This is a genomic window from Mesorhizobium sp. AR02, from assembly GCF_024746835.1.
GTDB lineage: Bacteria > Pseudomonadota > Alphaproteobacteria > Rhizobiales > Rhizobiaceae > Mesorhizobium.
The window spans coordinates 1-19,159 of sequence record NZ_CP080533.1; the positions used below are offsets into that span (position 1 = coordinate 1).

Consider the following 19,159-nt stretch of genomic DNA (forward strand, 5'->3'; position numbering starts at 1 on the left):
ATGATCATCTCCGCTGCGATCCCCAAGGGCGGCACTGGCAAATCAACGCTGCTGCGCACCCTCGCATCCGTCGCTCTGCATCGCGGCTATTCGGTCACTCTTATCGATGGCGATCGGCGGCAGAATATGAACCGCTGGTTCCAGATGCTGGGTGACGCTGGCAACCGTCCTGACAGGCTACAGCTGGTAAGCGCGATGACCCCGCAGGAAATCCTCGACGCCGCAGCCATTCACAACGGTGAGCGCTCCGTCGTATTGATCGATACGGAAGGCACAACAAATGACAACCTCATGGCCGGGCTCTTCGCGGCCGACATTGTCGTCGTGCCGGTCTACTTTGCCCTCGACGACGTGACCGCCGCCATCCAGATCACCGACCACTACATTCCGCTGGCGGTCGAGAGCCGGGGTAGACCGCTGCCTGCGATATTCGTGCTGACCAAGCAGACCATCATCGATGGCAGGGCAAGAGCCCTGACCGAACTGCGCGCCATCATCCAGGCCAACGGCACGCCGATTGCAGAACACGTCCTGCACAATCGTGTTGCCTACCGCGACCTTCAGACCGGGCAGACCCTTTACAGCCCCGCGGTGCCCGATGCGAAGGCGGTTGCCGAGAGCGAAGGGGTCTTTGACGACCTTCTGCAAACCTTCATCGAAGCCACAAGGAACGCGGCATGAGCGAAGACACCGCGCCGAAACCCGGTGACGACAAGAAAGCCCGCATGATGAAGGCGATTTCCACGCAGCCGCCGGCGCTGCCGAGCATGTTCATCACACCGAAGGTCGAGACATCAGGGACCAAGGAGCAAGCTGCGCCACAGATGCAGGAACCGACAAAGCCGCCCCCGGCAGTCGGGCCCGATTTTCGCAAGCTGCTGCGGCAGGGTCAGAAAAAGGACCCCATCGCCGGAAAGAAGATTCGCGAGGAGGAGATGATCCGCTGCGGCTACTACCTGACGGCTGCGGAGCAGCGGCAGTTCAAGTTGCTGGCGATCAGCAACGGGCACAGCATGACCGAACTGCTGCGAAAGGCTGTCCAGGACTATATCCGCATTCATAAGCACAAACTGCCGAAGGAATAATCGGCGGTTTGGAGTCGCTGTCTCTTGCTGCAGCTGGTGATGTTCGTGGCTCTTTTGCAACGCAAAAAAAGGGCCCGCGATGGAACACTCCGTCGCGGGCCTGAGACGTGTTGCCTACTTGGGTTGGTTGAGGTGTTTCAGCACCTGGCCGAGGATTGCGTTTTGCACCGGACGCCCGCTGGCTGCCGCTTTGTCGTCGGCCAGCTTTGCGGCCAGTTTGGGCGACAGCGGCATGAAGTCGTAGCCGTGTGAGATGGCAGCGCGGTGAAGATCCTCAAGCGTTTCGAACGCGCGATCGCGGGTGCCGAGCCAAAGACCGGGCTCGTCGGTTTCTTCGTGCGGGAACGCTTGAAGGAAGTAGGTTCGAAGTGGCGGGTCGTAGCCGATGACAGTGTCTGGGTCCGAGCGGCCCTGTCCGGTGACGGTGCTAGTGACAGTGATGGTGTAGCGGCTCATTGCAACCTCCTTTTGCCGTTGGGGAGCCGGCCCCTGGGGGGGCCGGCCACCGATGCCTCACTGGGGGTTGTTCCAGAGGATGACCCTCTTGTTTTCCTCGCCGCCGGGGGCGGGAGCGAGGTTGCCGAAGATCACGCCGATCTCGGGGGCTTCCAGCTTGACCGAGAGGTACTCCTCTCCCGAACGCTGGGAGATGCGGTGCCAGCCGGCTCCGATCTCGAAGCCCGTGCGCTTGTTGACGATCCGGTAGTCGGGGGCGTCCTCGCGCGACTTGTTGGTGTTCGGAATGAGGGTGATCGGGGCATTGACCCGGAGCGTGGCAAAGACGCCTTCCATCGAGCCGTCGGCCTTGGTGGTGAGGTTTGCGATCGTGGTGGCCATGGTAGTTCTCCTTCGGTTGCATCGGGACCATTCCCGATGCAACCGAAGGAGAACTACCATGGCCGCCATCGCTTGACCGCCGACGCAACGCTGCCGGATCGCAGGAACATGCTGCAGCCTCTCGGGTCATGTCGTCGGCATTGCCAACACATCGAACAGCAGCCCGGCGCGTGACCTCCTTGCGTGTTCGGAATGGCGGCATAGCGGTTTCGAGATCGGAGCCGGCTGGCAGCGAACTTCACGCCCCTCGGGACGATACCGCGCAGTCAGGTTGGATGACCCGGCAAGCCAGGATGTTGTTCGGCAGGCTTGCACCCGCTTCAGAGGCGAGACGGGTCAAGATGATCATCTGCACGACGCCCGGCGGCTCTGCGCGTGGAAAAGGGGCCGGCTCCGTCCGCTCATACAAGTGGATTAGGCGGCGAGGAGCCGGATGAACATAAGGAACCCGCCGGGCTGTCGGCTGGACCGCATCCATCATCCTGTTAACGCCAGACGCTCGTCCGGCATCATGCGGGCTTCGACCTGGCGGCGAATGTCCGGATCGACATGGCGGAGCATGGCGCACCAGTCCTCCACATTGTACGTCGTCGCCATCCGGCCCCTGGTCAGATCGTAAATGACGCACGGCTTGTTCGCGATGGCGAGCCGAAGCACGTTGACGGCCGTAACGGGTGATGCGCCGTCCCAGACCATCATGCCAAAGTCGGCGCGCTGTGCCATCTCCCGGTCCTTTGCGGCGTGGAACCAGTGCTCGTGAACTCCTTCAGGAGAAGGAACATGGTAGGCGGCCCAGTCGCCGAGATTGTTGCGGGGTTCCTTGCCGGCATGGAAGACCCCGACATGCTCGTACTTATACCCGGCGAGCAGGCCCTGCGCCTCGGCATCGGCTCCAGGCGCGTCGCCAACCAGCACGCCGTGCTCGGCAGCAACGATTGCGCCGATGCGAGCGATGGCAGGTTCCGGCAGCTCGAATATCTCGCGTGATCCGCCTATGAATATCATCGACATGGTGGCTTTCCCTTCTCTCCAGCGCCCCCGCCCCGCGCCGGCCGCCCTCTCCCCTGACCTTGCGCTAGGGATCGTCACCCGAAGGCCGAGACGGCAAAGCCGGCTCGGGGAGCGGCGGGACGCCGCGACGAGAGCCCGGCCGGCCGCAGGCCGGCGCGCCCGGACCTTGCCGCTGCCGGAGGCGCTACGCGCATCTGGCTAGTGGCGCTTCGCGCTTGGAGCTAGTTGTCTTTGTCGGCCAGCCAGAGGCTCACGTCCTGGATCGAGCGCATGGCCGCGAAAAGAGAACGTCAATCCAGACGGCTGACGCGGCGGCCCTCGCTGCGCGCTTCGATAAAGGCGCCTGCGATCTTCATCATGAATGCCTTGCTGAAACGACCAGAGGGCTTACCGTCGGATTCGATGTACCAGGAGCGTTCGGCAATATCGTAGTTGTATTCGTCAACCACGATCCAGCAGCGTTTGAGATCGGTCAGACCGGCGCGGCGGCACTCGATAGCGGAGACTTCCAAGCCGACCCGATCGCTGGTCGGTGGCTGGGTGGTTATCGCCAGGAGCGCGAGATGGGTCAGGCCATCTCTTGCGCCGCGGACAGCGATGACCACGCAGGTTGGCCGGCTCTTGCGGCCTTCCGTTTCGCCGCGCTCGTGTTGCCATGCCCAAAGATACGGGTAGGAGATCACCTGACCAGGCAGAAATCTACCGCTCATCATCGTATCCTTCCCCGCGCGCCAATCGGTCGATCTCGGCGGCGAAGAGTTCCGTGTGTTCCTCCGGCATCTCGGAGACATGGTATGCGCGGCGGGGATCGCCGCCGATGCGCATCCGTTCGTAGTGCTCGTAGCTCATTAGCACGAACCGGGGTTTCCGGTGCTTGGTGAGAATAACGGGTTCGCGGCTGGCAACGTCGGTGACGTCGCCGACCTGCTTGTTGAGATCCCCCGTCGTGAACTGGCGCATGGCTGGACTCCTTGATCAGTCTCCATATTATCTGGATTTTCTGGATTTGCAAGAAAACGGCGCTCACGCGCCGCCCTCCGCGAACCGCCAGACGGGGATGCCCAGCCGACGCGCCTTGTCGGCAAGGTTGTCGGTGATGCCGGAGCCGGGAAAGACGATCAGGCCGTAGGGCACCACCGAGAGAAGCTGGTCGTTGCGGCGGAACGGGGCTGCCTTGGCGTGCCTGCTCCAGTCCGGCTTGTAGGCGATCTGGGTGACCTTCCGGTTCTCGGCCCAGCAGGCTGCGATGCGCTCGGCGCCGCGCGGGCTGCCGCCGTGGAGCAGAACCATGTCGGGATGCTTCTCGCGAGCCTTGTCGAGCGCGTCCCAGATCCGGTCGTGATCATTGCAGTCGAGGCCGCCGGCGAAGGCGATCTTGGTCCCGGCTGGAACGAGCACCTCGGTTTCGGCGTGGCGACGGGCGGCGAGGAAGTCGCGGGAGTCGATCACCGCCGCGGTCATCGCCTGGTGGCTGACCTTGGAGCCGGTGCGCGGCCGCCATGCCGATCCGGTTTGTGCCTCGTAGAGGTCGGCGGCCTCATCGCGCATGATTTCGAGCACGTTGCGGCGCTCGATATAGGTGATGCCTTCGGCCGTGAGCCGTTCGAGATCGACCGACTTCACCTCGGAGCCGTCCTGCTCCTGCTGGCTCGAACGCTGCGCCTCCTCATTGCGGTCGAGGCTGCGGGCGACACGCCCGGCGGCACGGTGGAAGACGTTTGCGAAGGACCAGAGCAGGTCGTCGAGATCGGGTTCGAGCCTCGTGTCGCCGAGCATGCCGGCGAAGGTTTCCACGCTCCCGGCGAGGCCGGCCCGGATCACTTCGTCGTCGGGAAGTGGCCGAGGATCAGGTTCGTCCTGATGCGGGCGATGGCCGTACATCTGCAGTTCGAGGATGACGCGGTCGGTCGGCGAGGAGGCGTGGTAGGGCTCGTAGGCGTCGTCGAGGGGAAGCTCGTAGGTCATGGCGTGTCTCCGTCGGTTATGGCCGCGCCCTTCGCGGCCTGACATCGCATCCCGGCCGCGCCCCGGGCGCGGCCGCACCGAAGGCCGGAGCGCGAGCGAAGGACGGCGCAGCCGTTGCGGCCGTGACCGGGGGGTGGCAGGGGTCGCCTCTCAGGCAGGCCGCGGGCGCGGCTTCTCTGGTGGAGCGCCGCCATGTCTGCAGGCTGTCCGGCGACGCCGCGCCGGCCCGCGTGCCGGCCCGACGCGTTCATCCGAGCGGCAGGAAGAGACGGGCATCCTCCGGGACGAGCTGGTCGCTGAGCCATGCCGCGAGACAGGCGGGCCCGAGATGACGCAGGTCGTCGTTGAAATCGCCGAGCTGCGGCCGCAACACCAGGGCGAGGATTCCGGCTTCGCCGGCTCGCTGGCTGAGACGCTCGATGCCGTGCCGGCCGGCGGCATCGGCATCGGCCGCGATGTAGAGGCGACGGCAGCCAGGCGGGAAGGTAAGGCCGGCGAGGTGATTGGCCGAAGTGGCGGCGGCAACCGGCAGCGCCGGCATCACCACCTTAAGCGACGCCATCGTCTCGAACCCCCCGCCGGCGGCCATGACCGGGGCGAGCTCACCGGGCTCAAGGCCAAGCCAGATGGCGTTGCCCAGGAGATGACCCAGTGAGCGGCGTGGATCCGCGAGTTGCGCCTTGCCCTGACCCGAGGGATCTGTTTGGACCGGAGACATCGCGAACAGGTGTGCGAGGACATCGCGAACAGTTTTGCATGCTATCGAGCCAAGGTGTTGAGGTCGATGGTTTCTATTTTCTGATGTCTGAACCATGTGTCGAAGACGCCATCTGTGTTGGTAGGCCTGAAGGCGACGGACTTTCCCGCGAAGGCCCTGCACAAGCGCATTGAGCGGCCAAGAATGGAGACGAAGCCGTGCTGCTGAACGCGGCGGATGAGATCGTCCTTAGCGTATTCGAACGGCTCGACAGTTTCGCGATACTGGCGCTGCGAGGCTTGGTAGCGATCGAGCGGCACGCCGCCGTCCAGCGCGTCGTGGGGACGCTGGGCGTTGTAGACGTGGCGCCACTGGTCGAATGCATCCTGGGCCTCGGCGAGATCGGCGAAGGGCGGTCCCTGCAGTGCCTCGGCCTTGAGCGAACGATGGAAGCGCTCGTCCTTGCCGAGTGTCTGCGGATGGCAAGGCCTGGAGTGGCTCATGGTGATGCCCGTTTCGATCAGCCAGACGGTGAGCAAGGTGAAGTCGTTGCGGCCGCCATCGCCCCAAGGCGGACCATTGTCGGTGGCGATGCGCCACGGCAGTCCGTAGCGACGGAAGGCGGTGATCAGCCGGGCTTTTACGGTCTCGGTGGTCTGGTCGGCGCAAGCCGACAGCGCGACCGAGAAGCGCGAATGGTCGTCGAGCACGGTAAGCGGGTGCAGCCGGCCGGTACGCAAGGCAACGTGCCCCTTGAAGTCCATCTGCCACAGGTCGTTGGGGGCGGCATGCTCGAAGCGAATGAAAGGCTGGGCTCCGCCGCCCAACGCCCCCAGTTCGATACCGTGGCGGCGCAGGATGCCGGTCACCGTCGAGGCCGCCGGCGTGCCAATACCTTCGCGGGCGAGCACGCGCGCGATCTTGCGCCCACCCCAGGCGGGATGCGCCACACGCACCGAAACGGCTGCCGCTTCCACCTCCGGCGCGCTGCGTGCCGGGCTCGACCGCGGCCGACGAGACTGCTCAACCAGTCCAGCCTCGCCCTCGATCCGATAGCGCGAAAGCAACTTGTGGCCACAGGTCCGGCCGATACCGAAGCGCCGGCACAAAAGGCTCACATTCGCCCCAGGCGCTAGCGCCAGGCGCACAAACTCTTCCTTCTGCTTCATCGCGCTTCTGTCCTCGAATGGCATCCCGAACCCCCTCGCGCAAAAGCGCAAAACTGTTCGCGATGTCCTCGCACACCTGTTCGCGATGTCTCCGGTCCAAACAGGATCAAGCCAGGTGCGTTGCAGGCCGGTGATCTTCCCGTCGAAGCTGGTGACAGCGGCAATGAGGGCAGGAAGGGGCCGCGTCTCGCCGGTCACGAAATCCCGGTAGTAGCAGCCGGGATGGAAGCGCAGCGCACGCTCATGCACGGAGAGCAGAATGCCGCGGCCGGCGAGGTATCGTTCGGCCAGTGTGCCGGCGATCGGCTGCGACATGGCGAACAGCCGACGCGCCGCTTCAGGCGAGCCGCGTGCCGCGGCAGGCTGGCGCTGCGCGCCGAGGGACTGGGGCGCAGGCTGGTGCGATGGCAGCGGCATGGAGAGGAAGCGACGTGCTTCGTCCGCGACCTCGCGGAAGTCGACCAGACCACAGCTCAGTTCGATGACGTCAAGCAGGTCGCTATGTTCCCCCGACGACTCGTCGACCCACTTTCCGGCTGCCTTGCCGCCCACCGCTTTGAGCCGCACATGCATGGAGCGGCCGCGCGTGTTGCGGACATCGCCGACCATCCAGTAGTTGCCGGAGCGATGGCCGTTGCAGAGATATTCGCGGCACACCGCCTCGGCATGTTCGCCAAGGCGGCGTGCCAGCTCGGAGGCCGAGACGGTCATGATCGTCTCCCCTCACGCCGCTGCCGCGCGGTCGGTGACGCCGACCAGTGTGTGGCGGTCGAGCAGCGCGGCGAGGATGGACGGCCCTTTCTCGCTCGTCGGGATGAACAGTCGGAGCTTCCATGAGATGATTTCGGAGATCAGCCCCAGCGCCTTCAGCCGGGGAACAAAAGCGTCGGTAAAGCCGATCAGCTCGATACGGTGGTCGTTCATGACCCGACTGCGGCGCAGGATCAGGCCATCGGCGAGTTGCAGTCCGATCCTGCCTTCCACGAGCCCGGTCCAGGCATCTTGCGGGGCGAGCGCCGGTACATGATCGATACCCAGATTGCGCAACATGGTCGCCACAAGGGTCGGCGCGATGTGACGCCCGATGATGCGCTCGCCGGCATCGGTCTGGATCCGATAGACCTGACAATCATGATCCGGCAGCCTACGCCAGATTGGCAACAGCAGGCCCGTCACGATGTGAAAGGTGCTGGTGGTGAAGGTGGTACGGATCGATCTACGCGTCCGGAGCCAGTCGCACCGGCGTTCAACGTGAGCAGTTTGAGGACGGGCACGAAGCCGGGGCTCACTGCGGAGAGGCTGCGCGCTGGTATCCACGGACCCGGTGCCTCATCGCCGCCGCGCCATCTGCTTAGAACGTTTTCGATACTCGGTGAATTTGACGAGTTGGACGCCAAGCACACTTGCAGTCGAATATCATCTTTCGGCTACTGTGGCCCGCAAGGTAGGAAGCGGCACTCAGCTAGAAAGGGGCGAAGCGACCTGAGCTCCGAAGCTCGGCTATCAGGATGATGGCCGCTCCGCAGTGGTCAACCTTCGCTTGCTCACTCAGCGGAGACGCATACCAGGCAGCCAATTCTGCCACCCAAACGGCGGTGTCCCCGTTTACCGATGCGCATCTAAGTTGTCCGTTCTTCGCCATCACGATTATTAATTGCCTTGCAAAGTGCCGGGCGGATTGCGGTGGGAACGGGCTGCACGATATATTCGAGTTGCTGTTTTAGAGCGTAGGTCTCGGCCGCTCCATGGTCGGAAAATCCAACTCCACGTGGGTCGGCGTGTGATCGCGTATCAAATGATCGATAGAGGGCGGCTTCTGACGTTCGAACATCCGCCGCATAACCCGCGCCGAAGTCATAACCGATCGGTCGGTGCGGAATATCCTCGCCGAGACGCGCCGGGGTAGCGGAACCCGGCTGGGTTGAAACATCATTGGCAGGTTGGTGTTCCCAGCCTGCCCAGGACTTCTGCGAAATGCGGCTCGTTTTCCTGTCTCTTGTAAGCGGCTCCGTCATTGACATCCCTCCTCTTCGGCGAAGGATAAAGGATACCGACCGGGCCCCGCTGGCCCGGCCGGCTTTGTCGGCGATCATTTGCTGCCGTTGATCGCAATGCGTTTTGCGCTTGCCTGCGCCTTTTCGGATTTCGGCAGCGTTACCGTGAGCACACCGTTCTTGAACGTCGCCGCCACCTTGTCCTCGTCGACCTCGCGGCCCATACCAAAGCGCCGTTCAAAACGCCCATAATAGCGTTCGCTGAACTGGCGATCCTTGTCCTCGGTTTCGGATTTCTTCTCGCCGCGAAGCGTCAGGACGCCGTCTTCCAGCATCACCTCGATGTCTTTTTCATCGAGGCCCGGCACCTCGGCTATCAGCTGGATTTCCTTGTCATTCTCCGAGAATTCGACGCTTGGCCAGGTGCCGTTTCGAGGAGTCATGCGGCTAAACACCGAGGGGGTGTCAAAGCCGCGGAAGACTTCGTCGAAGAGCTTATTGACATCGCGATGCAGCGACATGAACGGATCCACGTCGCCACCGCGGTAGACACTCGGAGCTTGGTTGTTGCCCCGGTGCCAGGGAATCAAGTCACGTACACTCATTGTCTTTTCTCCTTTCGTTTTGTGTTTTATGGTCCGCAGCCAACCCCACCCACGTCGGGACGGGGTGTTCGCGCAGGCCGATCACCGAAGATCAGGCCGCTACGTTGCCTTCAATGCGTTTCGACGCCGGCTTCTTGCCGGGGTCGGCGTTGATGGCGATACGGCGCGGTTTCATCTCCTCGGGAATTTCCTTCTTGAGGTCGATGATCAGCAGGCCATTTTCGAGCTTTGCTCCGACAACGCTTACATGATCGGCGAGTTCGAAACGGCGGAGGAACGGCCTCAGCGCCAGGCCATGATGGAGGTGCTGAACCTCCGTGTTTTCCGCCTTGGCGCCCTCGATCACGAGCAGGTTCGGTTCGTGTGTGATCGTAAGCTCGTCTTCGCCAAATCCGGCGACCGCGATGACGATGCGATAGGCATCCTCGCCAACCTTGGCAATGTCGTATGGCGGCCAGTTGTCCCCATTCTGGGGCGGAATGGCGTTCTCGAGCAGGTTGAAGACGCGATCGAAGCCGATGCTCGACCGGTAGAAGGGGGAAAAGTCCAGGTTCGTTCTCATAGCTACATCCTCCTTGGAGCAACATAGGTACGAGGAGCGCCAAGAAGCCCGGCGCTCCCTGACAGTGTCGGTCCCTCTCAGCGACCGACGATCGAAAAGTTGGGAATCGATTTGCGCAACGTCAAGGGGTTTCGGAATCAGTTTTCGGGAGCAATCAGTGTCTGTCGGTACGCGCATTCAAAGGTCGGCGCTGCTGGAAAGCCCTCTCTCAAATGCCCATCTAGTTCGCGGATATTGGAAGGAGGAAACGATGGCTATTACTCGCGAACAAGTTGTCTCGGTCCTCGGACCCATGGACAACGCGACGATTGCGGAAATCATCGCGTCCGGTGCTTCGCTTGAAGAGTTGAGAGAGGCATGGGCATGGGCTTTTGGTGACGAGGCGTTGATCAACCAAGGCCGACCGCTGCCGGGAACACGGGTGGCAGCTCTAATCGACCTGATTGAGCCCGACGAAGAAGACCTGGCGGACCCGGCCAAAGCGGGCCCGGGCGCCGGCTATTGAATCGTGACGTGCCGTCCAGGTCCAGGCAGACGCGCTCAATCGCGCGATCCGCCTGGCAAGTTGCTTCTGCCGAAGAAGGCATTCGAACTGCATGAAAAGGCAACAAGGGTCTGGGCCTTCGCCCGTGCCCCGAAGACACGCCGCTCCGATGCTGCGGCAGTTTGACTACCGCCGCAGCAAATCTAGCCGTCACTTTCTAAAAGATGGTCCGCACTGCTGATCTTCGGCCCTGTCATCCACGGCGGCGCTGCGGGCAGGTCCTCGATGACACCGACCCTACGTGCCCAAGTCGTAAAGGCCTTGTTCGCCGCCTCGGCAGACTTCCGACCATCGTAGGCGGAGTAGCATGTATCACACGCCGCTGCGTGGAGGAGGCCCCGCCTTTCAACCGGCATTCTTCCAGAAACTCTATCGCATCCATGACACAGCCGACCAGAAACCCTTTCAGCGTCGGGAATTCCGGTGCGAGATCGTATCCCTGCCAAACGTAGAGCTGCAAAAGGCTTGGATGATCGGGAAGGTGGTAGTGGATCTCCGCAGTTGTGAGACCGTAGCCCTCGATCTGCAGCCGGAATTCCCTGCTGACCATGCGTCTCTCCTTCTCAGGCACGTTCAGGCATCAAGTCTTTGCGGGCGATCTCGATCCCGCCGGTCCTTGAGGTCACAGGCAACGTCGGCGCGGATGTCGTCCAGGCGGCGAAGTGCCTCCATGACGGCGTCAAACGTCACCGGCCCCGCAGCACCCGGCGGCTTTCGCAGCGCAGGCATGGATTCGACAGCACAAGCATCCGACACCCGTGAGGCAAGGATGGCGCGCTTTTCCTGAGTGTCGAGCGTACGATCGGCCACCACCTCATCGGGGTGATTAAAGTGCCGCGCCGGGAACAGCAGGCGGTCAAGCGAAAGATCAGCGGTTTCAGGGGCGATCGAGGGGATGTTTTTCGGGAAAGTTCGTTCCATCGACAGTCTCCGTTTCCTAACAATCTCCTTGGCATCTTTGGCGTTGCAGTGACCCTTTTCGGCACTCCAACCGCAAAAAAATTTTGTGGAGTTCGGGTCGGATTTCAAGACCTAACAATCGCGCGCTCTGGCAAAATAGCTTCATGAATTCATGTCGCTAGCACTGTGAAATGCCGAGTGCGAAAATTTTTTCAGCGACCTCTTGAAACATCAAAATCGCAAAACTAGTTCGATATGCGCGCGGTGCCGAAAGGGTCGCGTGTTCCGCGCCGGGCCGCTTCGGATGCGACGCGGAGGAGCTTCTTAAACACTGTTTGTCCATGAGGAGAACGACATGACGTTCCGTCCATTGCACGATCGTATCCTGGTGCGCCGCATCGAGGCCGAGGAAAAGACGGCCGGCGGCATTATCATCCCAGACACCGCCAAGGAAAAGCCGCAGGAAGGCAAGGTGATCGCCGCCGGTCCGGGCGCCCGCGACGAGAGCGGCCAATTGCAACCGCTCGACGTCAAGGTTGGCGACCGCATCCTGTTCGGCAAATGGTCCGGCACGGAGATCAGGCTCAATGGCGAGGATTTGCTGATCATGAAGGAATCCGACGTCATGGGCGTGGTCGAGGCCGAAGTCCAGGCTAGGAAGGCTGCCTGAGCGGGGTCTTAATCAGTCAAAATGCTGCCTAAAGGAAGGAGTTGAAAGATGGCTGCCAAGGACGTGAAATTCCATACCGAAGCCCGTGAGAAGATGCTGCGCGGCGTCGATATCCTCGCCAATGCGGTGAAAGTCACGCTCGGTCCCAAGGGCCGCAACGTTGTCATCGACAAGTCGTTCGGCGCGCCGCGCATCACCAAGGACGGCGTTACCGTCGCCAAGGAAATCGAGCTTGAGGACAAATTCGAGAACATGGGCGCTCAGATGGTGCGCGAGGTTGCCTCGAAAACCAGCGATATCGCCGGCGACGGTACCACGACGGCAACGGTGCTCGCCCAGGCGATCGTCAAGGAAGGCGCCAAGGCCGTTGCCTCGGGTATGAACCCTATGGACTTGAAACGCGGCATCGACAAGGCCGTCGAGGCGATCGTCCAGGAGTTGAAGACCAACGCCCGTAAGGTGACCAAGAATGACGAGATCGCCCAGGTCGGCACCATCTCGGCCAATGGCGATGTCGAAATCGGACGATTCCTCGCCGAGGCGATGGAGAAGGTCGGCAATGAGGGCGTGATCACGGTCGAGGAAGCGAAAACCGCGGAAACGGAACTGGAAGTTGTCGAAGGCATGCAGTTCGACCGTGGCTATCTCTCGCCCTACTTCATCACCAATCAGGACAAGATGCGCGTCGAGCTCGAAGAGCCCTACGTGTTGATCCACGAAAAGAAGCTGTCGAACCTGCAGGCGCTGCTGCCGGTACTGGAGGCAGTCGTGCAGTCTTCCAAGCCGCTGCTGATCATCGCCGAGGATGTCGAGGGCGAGGCACTGGCGACGCTGGTCGTCAACAAGCTGCGCGGCGGCCTGAAGGTCGCGGCCGTCAAGGCGCCTGGATTCGGCGATCGCCGTAAGGCGATGCTGGAGGATATTGCCATCCTCACCGGCGGCACCGCGATCTCGGAAGATCTCGGTATCAAGCTCGAAAACGTCACGCTCAATATGCTGGGCCGCGCCAAGAAGGTGGTGATCGAGAAGGAAAACACCACGATCGTCGATGGCGCCGGCTCCAAGAGCGAGATTACGGGCCGCATTAGCCAGATCAAAGCACAGATCGAGGAGACCACCTCGGACTACGACAAGGAAAAGCTGCAGGAACGGCTGGCCAAGCTCGCCGGCGGCGTCGCCGTCATCCGCGTCGGTGGCTCGACCGAAGTCGAGGTCAAGGAGCGCAAGGACCGCGTCGACGATGCGATGCATGCGACGCGTGCCGCGGTCGAGGAAGGCATCCTGCCTGGCGGCGGGGTGGCGTTGCTGCGTGCCGCCAAGGCACTGGACAACGTCCAGGCTGACAACACTGACCAGAAACACGGTATCGAAATCGTGCGCCGTGCGATCGAAGCGCCCGTGCGCCAGATCGCCGAAAACGCCGGCGCCGAAGGCTCGATCATCGTCGGCAAGCTGCGTGAGAAACAGGAGTTCGGCTGGGGTTGGAACGCACAAACCAACGCGTTCGGCGACCTCTACAGTCAAGGCGTCATCGATCCGGCCAAGGTGGTGCGGACCGCGCTCCAGGATGCCGCATCGGTCGCCGGTCTGCTGGTGACTACCGAGGCGATGGTTGCCGAGAAGCCGAAGAAGGAACCCGCAGGTCCGGCAATGCCGGGCGGTGGCATGGACTTCTGACGGAAACAGCCGGGTCCGCGCCCGTGGGCGCGGACACCCCTGACAGAATGGGTGACGCCATGAACATGATGAATTTCAATGTACTCCCGCCGCCGTCACGCGCGGCCACCGATCTGAACTACGAGGCGGACCTGAAGGTTGCGCTTGATGCGGTTCTGGCGGACCTGCTCGACAGAACAGAGGCTGCAGGGTGGGACCGGCGAAAAGCGGCATACACGATTATGTTTCTGGCCGCTCGGAATCTTACCGACAGCAAAAGCCCCATGCAAACGGGAGTTTGACGAGCTAGGTGCTATTTGCTGCGAATATGCCGCTCATTTTGCGCCATCCTTTTGCGCAACGCCGGGGCCTTCGGTCTACGGATCGGTTGAACCAACAACGTGAACGGAGGAAAACATGGAACACAATCAATTTCAGCATCCCGTGAGGTTGCTCGTGGGTCTTGGGTTTCCGACCGACATTCAAAGCGTAAAAGACGCCTTCGTCCTGCTGGATGAATGGCCGCCATCGAAGCGAAACGCTGCTCATGGCGTCGCGCTCAATGCCTGTCGGGCAGCCCTCGCCGGCGAGGTGGATGCCGAAACCGCTTGTAGCACTTTTGTTGCCTTTGCCCGCCGCATGGATTTGCTTGTACCGGCCGCAGGGGACATCGTCGCGGCCAAGGCAGTCGGCGCCCTGGGGGTCGCTTCGGGAGGCCATTACAACAAGTCGGTGTAGTCGATCTTAGGGACGGAGAAGGCAATGAGGGATATTCGATTTCCCGAACCAGTGAGACTGCGCCAGAAATCCGCAAGAGAGCGCATGGTTGCCAGTTCCTGAAAAGCGCTCGAGTGCCTTCATGACCAATGGCCAGAATGGGCGAGAGGACCAAGCTATCGGGCAGCCTGCCGTACTTGCCGCGACTCCTTGGACGGTTGGCGGGCTCCGCAACAAGCAAGAAGGGCCTTGTTGAAAGCAGCCCGTCGTGCCGGTTTGGTCCAGCCCTGATGGCGGGGTGAGATTAAGCAACGGACGTAGTCCTCCGAGGCCGGTCTGGGTTTGCAAACGACGTAATGTGTTTCTAATGGCAAATGACTGAATGTCAGTGGTGCGCCGGAAGCGGCCGTCGGCGCCTGGCGCACGTCTGGTTTTGAACAAGCGGCGCGTGAACTGGAGACCCAGTGCGGGTTTGGCGATGGCGAGCGGAGCACATCGTTGATATTAGTGGCGCTCATGCACAGCACAGGGTCTCGCAGATGACTTCCGATTCAGAGAAAGCCGAGTCGGTCGAGCAGTTGCTCGATACACCTGACCTTGCCACCGCGCTGGAAAGTGAACAGTTCAAGAAGTTCCTCGACCAGGTGCCCATCGCGATCGCCGTCTCGGACCTGGGTGCTAAGGAGCGGGTCGTTTATGCCAATCCGGAATTCGAGAAACTGTCAGGCGTGAAGGCGGCGAAGCTTACCCGGGAAAACTGGACAGCACTTTCCGGCACAGGGCTCCACCAGCAAAAGGACCGCCCGTTGGTTAAGGCCGTGGTGGAGGAAACTGATTTCGTCGGCACGTTTCGGCTAGATCGAGAGGAAAAACAACCGATCGTCGACGTCTACTCCAACGTGATCGAGGACGACAACGGCAAGATCTGCTTCCGACTGGTCGCACTGGTCGATGTCTCAGCACACGGCGAAACCGACACACGATCGGTGGAGGAGCGGGTGCGCGAGAAGGATACGCTGCTGCGCGAGCTGCAGCATCGGGTAAAAAACAACCTACAGATGATCACCGCGCTGATCCGTCTCGAAACTCGAAACGTCCCCGAGCCGGACCAGAAGCGCTTCGAGAGGCTTGCGGGCCGTGTCGACGCACTGGCGATCCTCTACCAGACGCTGTCGGCTGACGAGCAGAAGGATGAGGTCGATCTCGGCGTATATCTCAGCCAAATTGCATCCGCAGTCATGGCCTCGCATGCGGTCGAAGGGATACGCCTCGACATGAAGGTGGATACCTACCCGGTCTCGATCAACGTTGCCATGCCGGCCGGACTGGTCGTAAACGAGTTGCTCACCAATGCCCTCAAACATGCCTTCAGAGGGCGTGAGGGCGGCACGATAACTCTGCATAGTATCGTCAATGGCGACGGCTGCCGGGTGATTATCGCGGATGATGGGATCGGCCTGCCTGAAGGCGAAACCTGGCCCAAGCCCGGTAAGCTTGGCGCGCTGATCGCGCGCTCTCTGACAGAGAACGCCAAGGCAGAGTTCGAGGTCAACTCGAGTGCGAATGAGGGCACGAGGGTGACTATCGTATTCAAACGTTCGGCAGCGGCGGTTGGCTGAAGCGGGTTCAGCCCGCCAGTATCTCGTCGATCCTGCCACCGCCACAAGCCCCGTATTTCCCGCGGCTGAAGCTCGATAAACCTGACCGGCTGGCTGAAGCGATAGACGGCCGAGTGCTTGACTGAAAAAATCGGCTCGGCTTCCATCAGTCTCAGATGCGATCTCGCGCAATCTTAAAGGCCTTTCGAGCTGCATCCGAAGTAGCCCGAACGTTGAACGAACGGTTTCCGCACCTAGCGCCCCTTCGGTTCCGGCGTGTTCCTGAAAACGCAATCACCCGCGCATGTAGCGGTTGAGTGGTGATGAATCCAAGACCGACATAACGGCCGGTGCCTCGCTCAACCATCAGGCGACGGCCTGCCGACCTCACGAACGGGCGCGGCGGTATTCGCTGTCGCGCCGTTTCGAACCATATGCTCTAAGTTCCGCACTGCCAATTATGCGACTTTCGAAGTACAAATCATGAACATGGGATGATGGGTATTCGGTTCAAATTCGCCGCTAGCGTCAGCTTCGCGCACCATAACGGACCTTGAATTCAGGTTTACAGCGGATTGAAAGCACACATCGTCAGCAATGGCGCAGAGGGTCTAGGTGCGGATTTTGGTCATCAAACATTGGGGTGTCTATCCGGTCCAGATGCTTGACGGCATAGGAGCGGGACTTGAAAGCGGCGTGGTGCCTGCCAGGCGGGAACGCGCCCCATGCACGAACCCGCTTCGCGGGAGGGTCGCCTCGACCTGAGATGGCGCGACAGGCATTTGACTTGAGCGGGTAGAGGCGTCGATCTGACCATGGAGTTCCCTTCAACGAGGAACTCGCCATGGCTACCCTGTCGACCGATGCACCAATCTCTCCGCTTCGCCAGCGCATGCAGCACGACATGCTCATGCGTGGCCTGGGCTCCCATACCCAGCAGGACTACGTTCGTCACGTCCGGCGCTTCGCTGTGTTCCTTGGCCGCTCGCCGGACACTGCGACGGCTGAGGACATCCGCCGATTCCAGCTGCATCAGCATGAGAGCGGCGTCGGCCCTGCGACGATCAATGGCGCGGTCTCGGCATTGCGGTTCCTGTTCCTCGTGACGCTGAAGCGGCGGGATCTGGCGCGCGCGCTGGTGATTATGAGGTATCAGCGCAAGCTGCCCGACGTGCTGAGCGTGGAGGAAGCGGCGCGGCTGCTCGAAGCGGCGCCAGGCATCAAGTACAAGGCCGCGCTCGGTGTCGCCTATGGCGCTGGTCTGCGCGTGTCCGAGGTCGCGCACCTCAAGGTCGACGACATCGATAGCACACGCATGCTGATCCGCGTTGAACAGGGCAAGGGACGCAGGGACCGCAACGCCATGCTCTCGCCGCAACTTCTGGAACTGCTGCGGCTGTGGTGGCGCGAAGGCAGGCGGCGCGGGGTGATGCTCCCGCATGGCTGGCTGTTCCCAGGGCGCAGCTGCACGGCGCCGATCTCGTCGCGGCAACTGCATCGCGCGGTCCAGGAAGCAGCCGAAGTCGCCGGCATCCGCAAGCGCGTCAGCCCGCACACGCTGCGCCACAGCTTCGCCACTCATCTGCTCGAACAGGATGTCGACATCCGCGTCATCCAGGTGCTGCTTGGCCACAGCAAGCTCGATACCACCGCGCTCTACACCAAGGTCTCGACGCGGACGATCCATGCGGTCGCAGGGCCGCTCGACCGGCTGATGGCGCTGATGGAACACAAGACGCCGCCCGGCTGAGCCGTGCGCACCTCTGTCGAGGTCGCCGACATCTTCCGTGCTGCCGGCCCCGCCTATCGGGCCGCCCATGCAGGTCACCTGAGCCTCATCCAGCTCAAGGTGATGTCGGCGATCGAGCATTGCCGCACCGCGGCGCTCGGCGGTCACGTCGAGGCCTGCGAGGACTGCGGCCAATGGCGGATCGCCTATAACTCCTGCCGCAACCGGCACTGTCCCAGGTGCCAGGGCGCGGCCGCGCGTACATGGCTCGCCGAGCGCGAAGCCGACCTGCTGCCAGTCGGCTACTTCCACGTCGTGTTCACGCTGCCCGCCGAGGTCGCCGTCATCGCGTTCCACAACAAGGCGCTGGTCTATGACCTGCTGTTCAAGGCGGCATCGGAGACGATGCTGGCGATCGCGGCGGATCCCAAGCACCTCGGCGCGCGCATCGGCATCACCGCCGTGCTCCACACATGGGGCTCGGCAATGACGCACCATCCTCATGTCCACATGATCGTGCCGGGCGGCGGCATCACGCCGGACGCGTCACGCTGGATATCGTCGCGGCCGGCCTTCCTTCTCCCAGTCAGAGTGCTGGGCAAGCTGTTCCGCCGTCTGTTCCTGACCCGACTGGTCGCGCTGCACGACGCCGGTCGGCTCGCCTTCTTCGGATCGGCGGCGCACCTCGCCGATCGTCGGGCCTTCCTACGCCCCCAGGCTCCCGTCAAGAAGAAGCGCTGGGTGGTCTACGCCAAGCCGCCCTTCGCCGGTCCCGGGGCGGTGCTCGCCTATCTGTCGCGCTATACCCACCGGGTTGCGATCTCGAACCGCCGCCTGATCGCCTTCGAAGAGGCTGGGGTCACCTTCCGCTACAAGGATTATCGCCGCGACGGCACCGACCGGCAGCAGGTCATGACGCTCGCCACAGATGAGTTCATCCGCCGCTTCCTGCTCCACGTCCTGCCGCGCGGCTTCCATCGCATCCGACATTATGGCCTGCTCGCCGGCTCCGCCCACAAGGCCAGCCTCGCACGCGCCCGCGAACTGCTGGGCGTCGCTGCCCCGTCCGATGACCACACACCCGAACCAGAGGACTTCCGGCCGCCATGCTCCTGCTGTGGCGGACGCATGATCGTCATCGAGGTGTTCGAACGGTGGAGGAGGCAGCCGCGCGGACCTCCGAACGCATCGGCACCGATCCGGGAGACCGCTCCATGACCCGGCATGGTCTGATTCAGCCTCCAGCCACAGGCGCTCAACCTGCGGCGACGGACCCACGCGCGCCCATGGTGCTCAGCGAGGCCCGCAGGGCCCCGTCCGCCTGCGCGCAGAGGCTACAAGGCTGTGCGGAGGCTTCACTGAGCGGTCCGTCCGTGTCCACCGCGTCGCCTAACGGGGGCGGTCACGCCGTCGCCGACAT

At 62.3% G+C, this 19,159-nt stretch carries 24 protein-coding genes and 5 pseudogenes; 12 read left to right on the top strand and 17 right to left on the bottom strand.

Annotated elements, in window-relative coordinates:
- Both DBIPINDM_RS41260 and DBIPINDM_RS41265 read left to right on the top strand, forming a co-directional pair.
- Positions 1-681, top strand: a complete 681-nt coding sequence (locus tag DBIPINDM_RS41260; protein ID WP_258589714.1) for a ParA family protein — start codon at positions 1-3, stop codon at positions 679-681.
- Entirely contained in the window at positions 678-1,085 is a 408-nt protein-coding gene (locus DBIPINDM_RS41265; protein WP_258589715.1) for a hypothetical protein, read from the top strand. The genes DBIPINDM_RS41260 and DBIPINDM_RS41265 overlap by 4 nt, the downstream gene beginning before the upstream one ends.
- A 114-nt stretch (positions 1,086-1,199) precedes the next feature.
- Here DBIPINDM_RS41265 and DBIPINDM_RS41270 read toward each other — a convergent pair whose 3' ends face one another.
- The gene (locus DBIPINDM_RS41270) at positions 1,200-1,541 is read right to left on the bottom strand and encodes a hypothetical protein (protein ID WP_258589716.1); all 342 of its coding nucleotides are present in this window, start codon (positions 1,539-1,541) and stop codon (positions 1,200-1,202) included.
- Positions 1,542-1,598: 57 nt separating this feature from the next.
- Positions 1,599-1,922 (bottom strand): DUF736 domain-containing protein, encoded by a 324-nt coding sequence (locus DBIPINDM_RS41275; protein ID WP_127296794.1) that lies wholly within the window; start codon positions 1,920-1,922, stop codon positions 1,599-1,601.
- A gap of 139 nt (positions 1,923-2,061) precedes the next feature.
- Between DBIPINDM_RS41275 and DBIPINDM_RS43760 the strand changes: the two genes are divergently transcribed.
- Positions 2,062-2,340 (top strand): DUF736 family protein, encoded by a 279-nt coding sequence (locus tag DBIPINDM_RS43760; protein ID WP_416361827.1) that lies wholly within the window; start codon positions 2,062-2,064, stop codon positions 2,338-2,340.
- A gap of 59 nt (positions 2,341-2,399) precedes the next feature.
- Here DBIPINDM_RS43760 and DBIPINDM_RS41280 read toward each other — a convergent pair whose 3' ends face one another.
- From DBIPINDM_RS41280 to DBIPINDM_RS41330, 12 genes and pseudogenes are all read right to left on the bottom strand, one after another.
- Positions 2,400-2,933, bottom strand: coding sequence for a hypothetical protein (locus tag DBIPINDM_RS41280; RefSeq protein WP_258589717.1), 534 nt, complete (start codon positions 2,931-2,933; stop codon positions 2,400-2,402).
- A 290-nt stretch (positions 2,934-3,223) separates the two neighbouring features.
- Entirely contained in the window at positions 3,224-3,643 is a 420-nt protein-coding gene (locus DBIPINDM_RS41285) for a hypothetical protein (protein WP_095775678.1), read from the bottom strand.
- Positions 3,633-3,893: a type II toxin-antitoxin system prevent-host-death family antitoxin gene (locus DBIPINDM_RS41290; protein WP_057143280.1), complete on the bottom strand. Its 261-nt coding sequence runs from the start codon at positions 3,891-3,893 to the stop codon at positions 3,633-3,635. Before DBIPINDM_RS41290 ends, DBIPINDM_RS41285 begins: the two co-directional genes overlap by 11 nt.
- 63 nt (positions 3,894-3,956) lie before the next feature.
- Positions 3,957-4,898 carry a DUF2493 domain-containing protein gene (locus tag DBIPINDM_RS41295; protein WP_258589718.1) on the bottom strand — a complete coding sequence of 314 codons (942 nt, stop codon included), beginning with the start codon at positions 4,896-4,898 and terminating at the stop codon, positions 3,957-3,959.
- Between the two features lie 247 nt (positions 4,899-5,145).
- Positions 5,146-5,598: pseudogene (locus DBIPINDM_RS41300) on the bottom strand (toprim domain-containing protein); the annotation flags it as partial.
- Positions 5,599-5,657: 59 nt separating this feature from the next.
- Complete coding sequence (locus DBIPINDM_RS41305; RefSeq protein ID WP_258582414.1) at positions 5,658-6,788, bottom strand: IS481 family transposase; 1,131 nt, start codon at positions 6,786-6,788, stop codon at positions 5,658-5,660.
- A 78-nt stretch (positions 6,789-6,866) separates the two neighbouring features.
- Positions 6,867-7,475: pseudogene (locus tag DBIPINDM_RS41310) on the bottom strand (DNA primase); the annotation flags it as partial.
- Between the two features lie 12 nt (positions 7,476-7,487).
- Positions 7,488-8,081: a hypothetical protein gene (locus tag DBIPINDM_RS41315; RefSeq protein ID WP_258589719.1), complete on the bottom strand. Its 594-nt coding sequence runs from the start codon at positions 8,079-8,081 to the stop codon at positions 7,488-7,490.
- Between the two features lie 145 nt (positions 8,082-8,226).
- Positions 8,227-8,415: pseudogene (locus DBIPINDM_RS43765) on the bottom strand (hypothetical protein); the annotation flags it as partial.
- Positions 8,384-8,779 (bottom strand): hypothetical protein, encoded by a 396-nt coding sequence (locus DBIPINDM_RS41320; protein WP_258589720.1) that lies wholly within the window; start codon positions 8,777-8,779, stop codon positions 8,384-8,386. The gene DBIPINDM_RS41320 and the pseudogene DBIPINDM_RS43765, both read right to left, overlap by 32 nt.
- A 74-nt stretch (positions 8,780-8,853) precedes the next feature.
- Positions 8,854-9,363, bottom strand: coding sequence for an Hsp20/alpha crystallin family protein (locus DBIPINDM_RS41325; protein ID WP_258589721.1), 510 nt, complete (start codon positions 9,361-9,363; stop codon positions 8,854-8,856).
- Between the two features lie 91 nt (positions 9,364-9,454).
- The gene (locus DBIPINDM_RS41330; protein ID WP_258589722.1) at positions 9,455-9,925 is read right to left on the bottom strand and encodes an Hsp20 family protein; all 471 of its coding nucleotides are present in this window, start codon (positions 9,923-9,925) and stop codon (positions 9,455-9,457) included.
- Positions 9,926-10,175: 250 nt separating this feature from the next.
- Here DBIPINDM_RS41330 and DBIPINDM_RS41335 point away from each other — a divergent pair, with 250 nt between their 5' ends.
- Entirely contained in the window at positions 10,176-10,430 is a 255-nt protein-coding gene (locus DBIPINDM_RS41335) for a hypothetical protein (RefSeq protein WP_258589723.1), read from the top strand.
- 182 nt (positions 10,431-10,612) lie between these two features.
- Here DBIPINDM_RS41335 and DBIPINDM_RS43770 read toward each other — a convergent pair whose 3' ends face one another.
- From DBIPINDM_RS43770 to DBIPINDM_RS41350, 3 genes and pseudogenes are all read right to left on the bottom strand, one after another.
- A complete protein-coding gene (locus DBIPINDM_RS43770; RefSeq protein WP_258589724.1) occupies positions 10,613-10,825 on the bottom strand; it encodes a DUF982 domain-containing protein in 213 nt (70 codons plus the stop codon).
- A 38-nt stretch (positions 10,826-10,863) separates the two neighbouring features.
- Positions 10,864-11,019: pseudogene (locus DBIPINDM_RS41345) on the bottom strand (protein usg); the annotation flags it as partial.
- 23 nt (positions 11,020-11,042) lie between these two features.
- Positions 11,043-11,390 (bottom strand): hypothetical protein, encoded by a 348-nt coding sequence (locus DBIPINDM_RS41350; protein WP_258589725.1) that lies wholly within the window; start codon positions 11,388-11,390, stop codon positions 11,043-11,045.
- 334 nt (positions 11,391-11,724) lie between these two features.
- Between DBIPINDM_RS41350 and DBIPINDM_RS41355 the strand changes: the two genes are divergently transcribed.
- The 8 genes and pseudogenes from DBIPINDM_RS41355 (at position 11,725) to DBIPINDM_RS41390 (ending at position 18,957) form a co-directional block, all read left to right on the top strand.
- The gene (locus DBIPINDM_RS41355) at positions 11,725-12,039 is read left to right on the top strand and encodes a co-chaperone GroES (RefSeq protein ID WP_258589726.1); all 315 of its coding nucleotides are present in this window, start codon (positions 11,725-11,727) and stop codon (positions 12,037-12,039) included.
- Between the two features lie 48 nt (positions 12,040-12,087).
- On the top strand, positions 12,088-13,716 hold the full coding sequence (gene groL, locus DBIPINDM_RS41360; RefSeq protein WP_258589727.1) for a chaperonin GroEL: 1,629 nt from the start codon (positions 12,088-12,090) through the stop codon (positions 13,714-13,716).
- A 59-nt stretch (positions 13,717-13,775) separates the two neighbouring features.
- Complete coding sequence (locus DBIPINDM_RS41365) at positions 13,776-13,997, top strand: hypothetical protein (protein WP_258589728.1); 222 nt, start codon at positions 13,776-13,778, stop codon at positions 13,995-13,997.
- A 115-nt stretch (positions 13,998-14,112) separates the two neighbouring features.
- Positions 14,113-14,433, top strand: a complete 321-nt coding sequence (locus DBIPINDM_RS41370; RefSeq protein ID WP_258589729.1) for a DUF982 domain-containing protein — start codon at positions 14,113-14,115, stop codon at positions 14,431-14,433.
- Positions 14,434-14,550: 117 nt separating this feature from the next.
- Positions 14,551-14,703: pseudogene (locus DBIPINDM_RS41375) on the top strand (DUF982 domain-containing protein); the annotation flags it as partial.
- A gap of 248 nt (positions 14,704-14,951) precedes the next feature.
- The gene (locus DBIPINDM_RS41380) at positions 14,952-16,031 is read left to right on the top strand and encodes a sensor histidine kinase (RefSeq protein WP_258589730.1); all 1,080 of its coding nucleotides are present in this window, start codon (positions 14,952-14,954) and stop codon (positions 16,029-16,031) included.
- A gap of 823 nt (positions 16,032-16,854) precedes the next feature.
- A complete protein-coding gene (locus DBIPINDM_RS41385; RefSeq protein WP_258582557.1) occupies positions 16,855-17,760 on the top strand; it encodes a tyrosine-type recombinase/integrase in 906 nt (301 codons plus the stop codon).
- A gap of 3 nt (positions 17,761-17,763) precedes the next feature.
- Positions 17,764-18,957: an IS91 family transposase gene (locus DBIPINDM_RS41390; RefSeq protein WP_258589731.1), complete on the top strand. Its 1,194-nt coding sequence runs from the start codon at positions 17,764-17,766 to the stop codon at positions 18,955-18,957.
- The last annotated feature ends 202 nt before the right edge of the window (positions 18,958-19,159 follow it).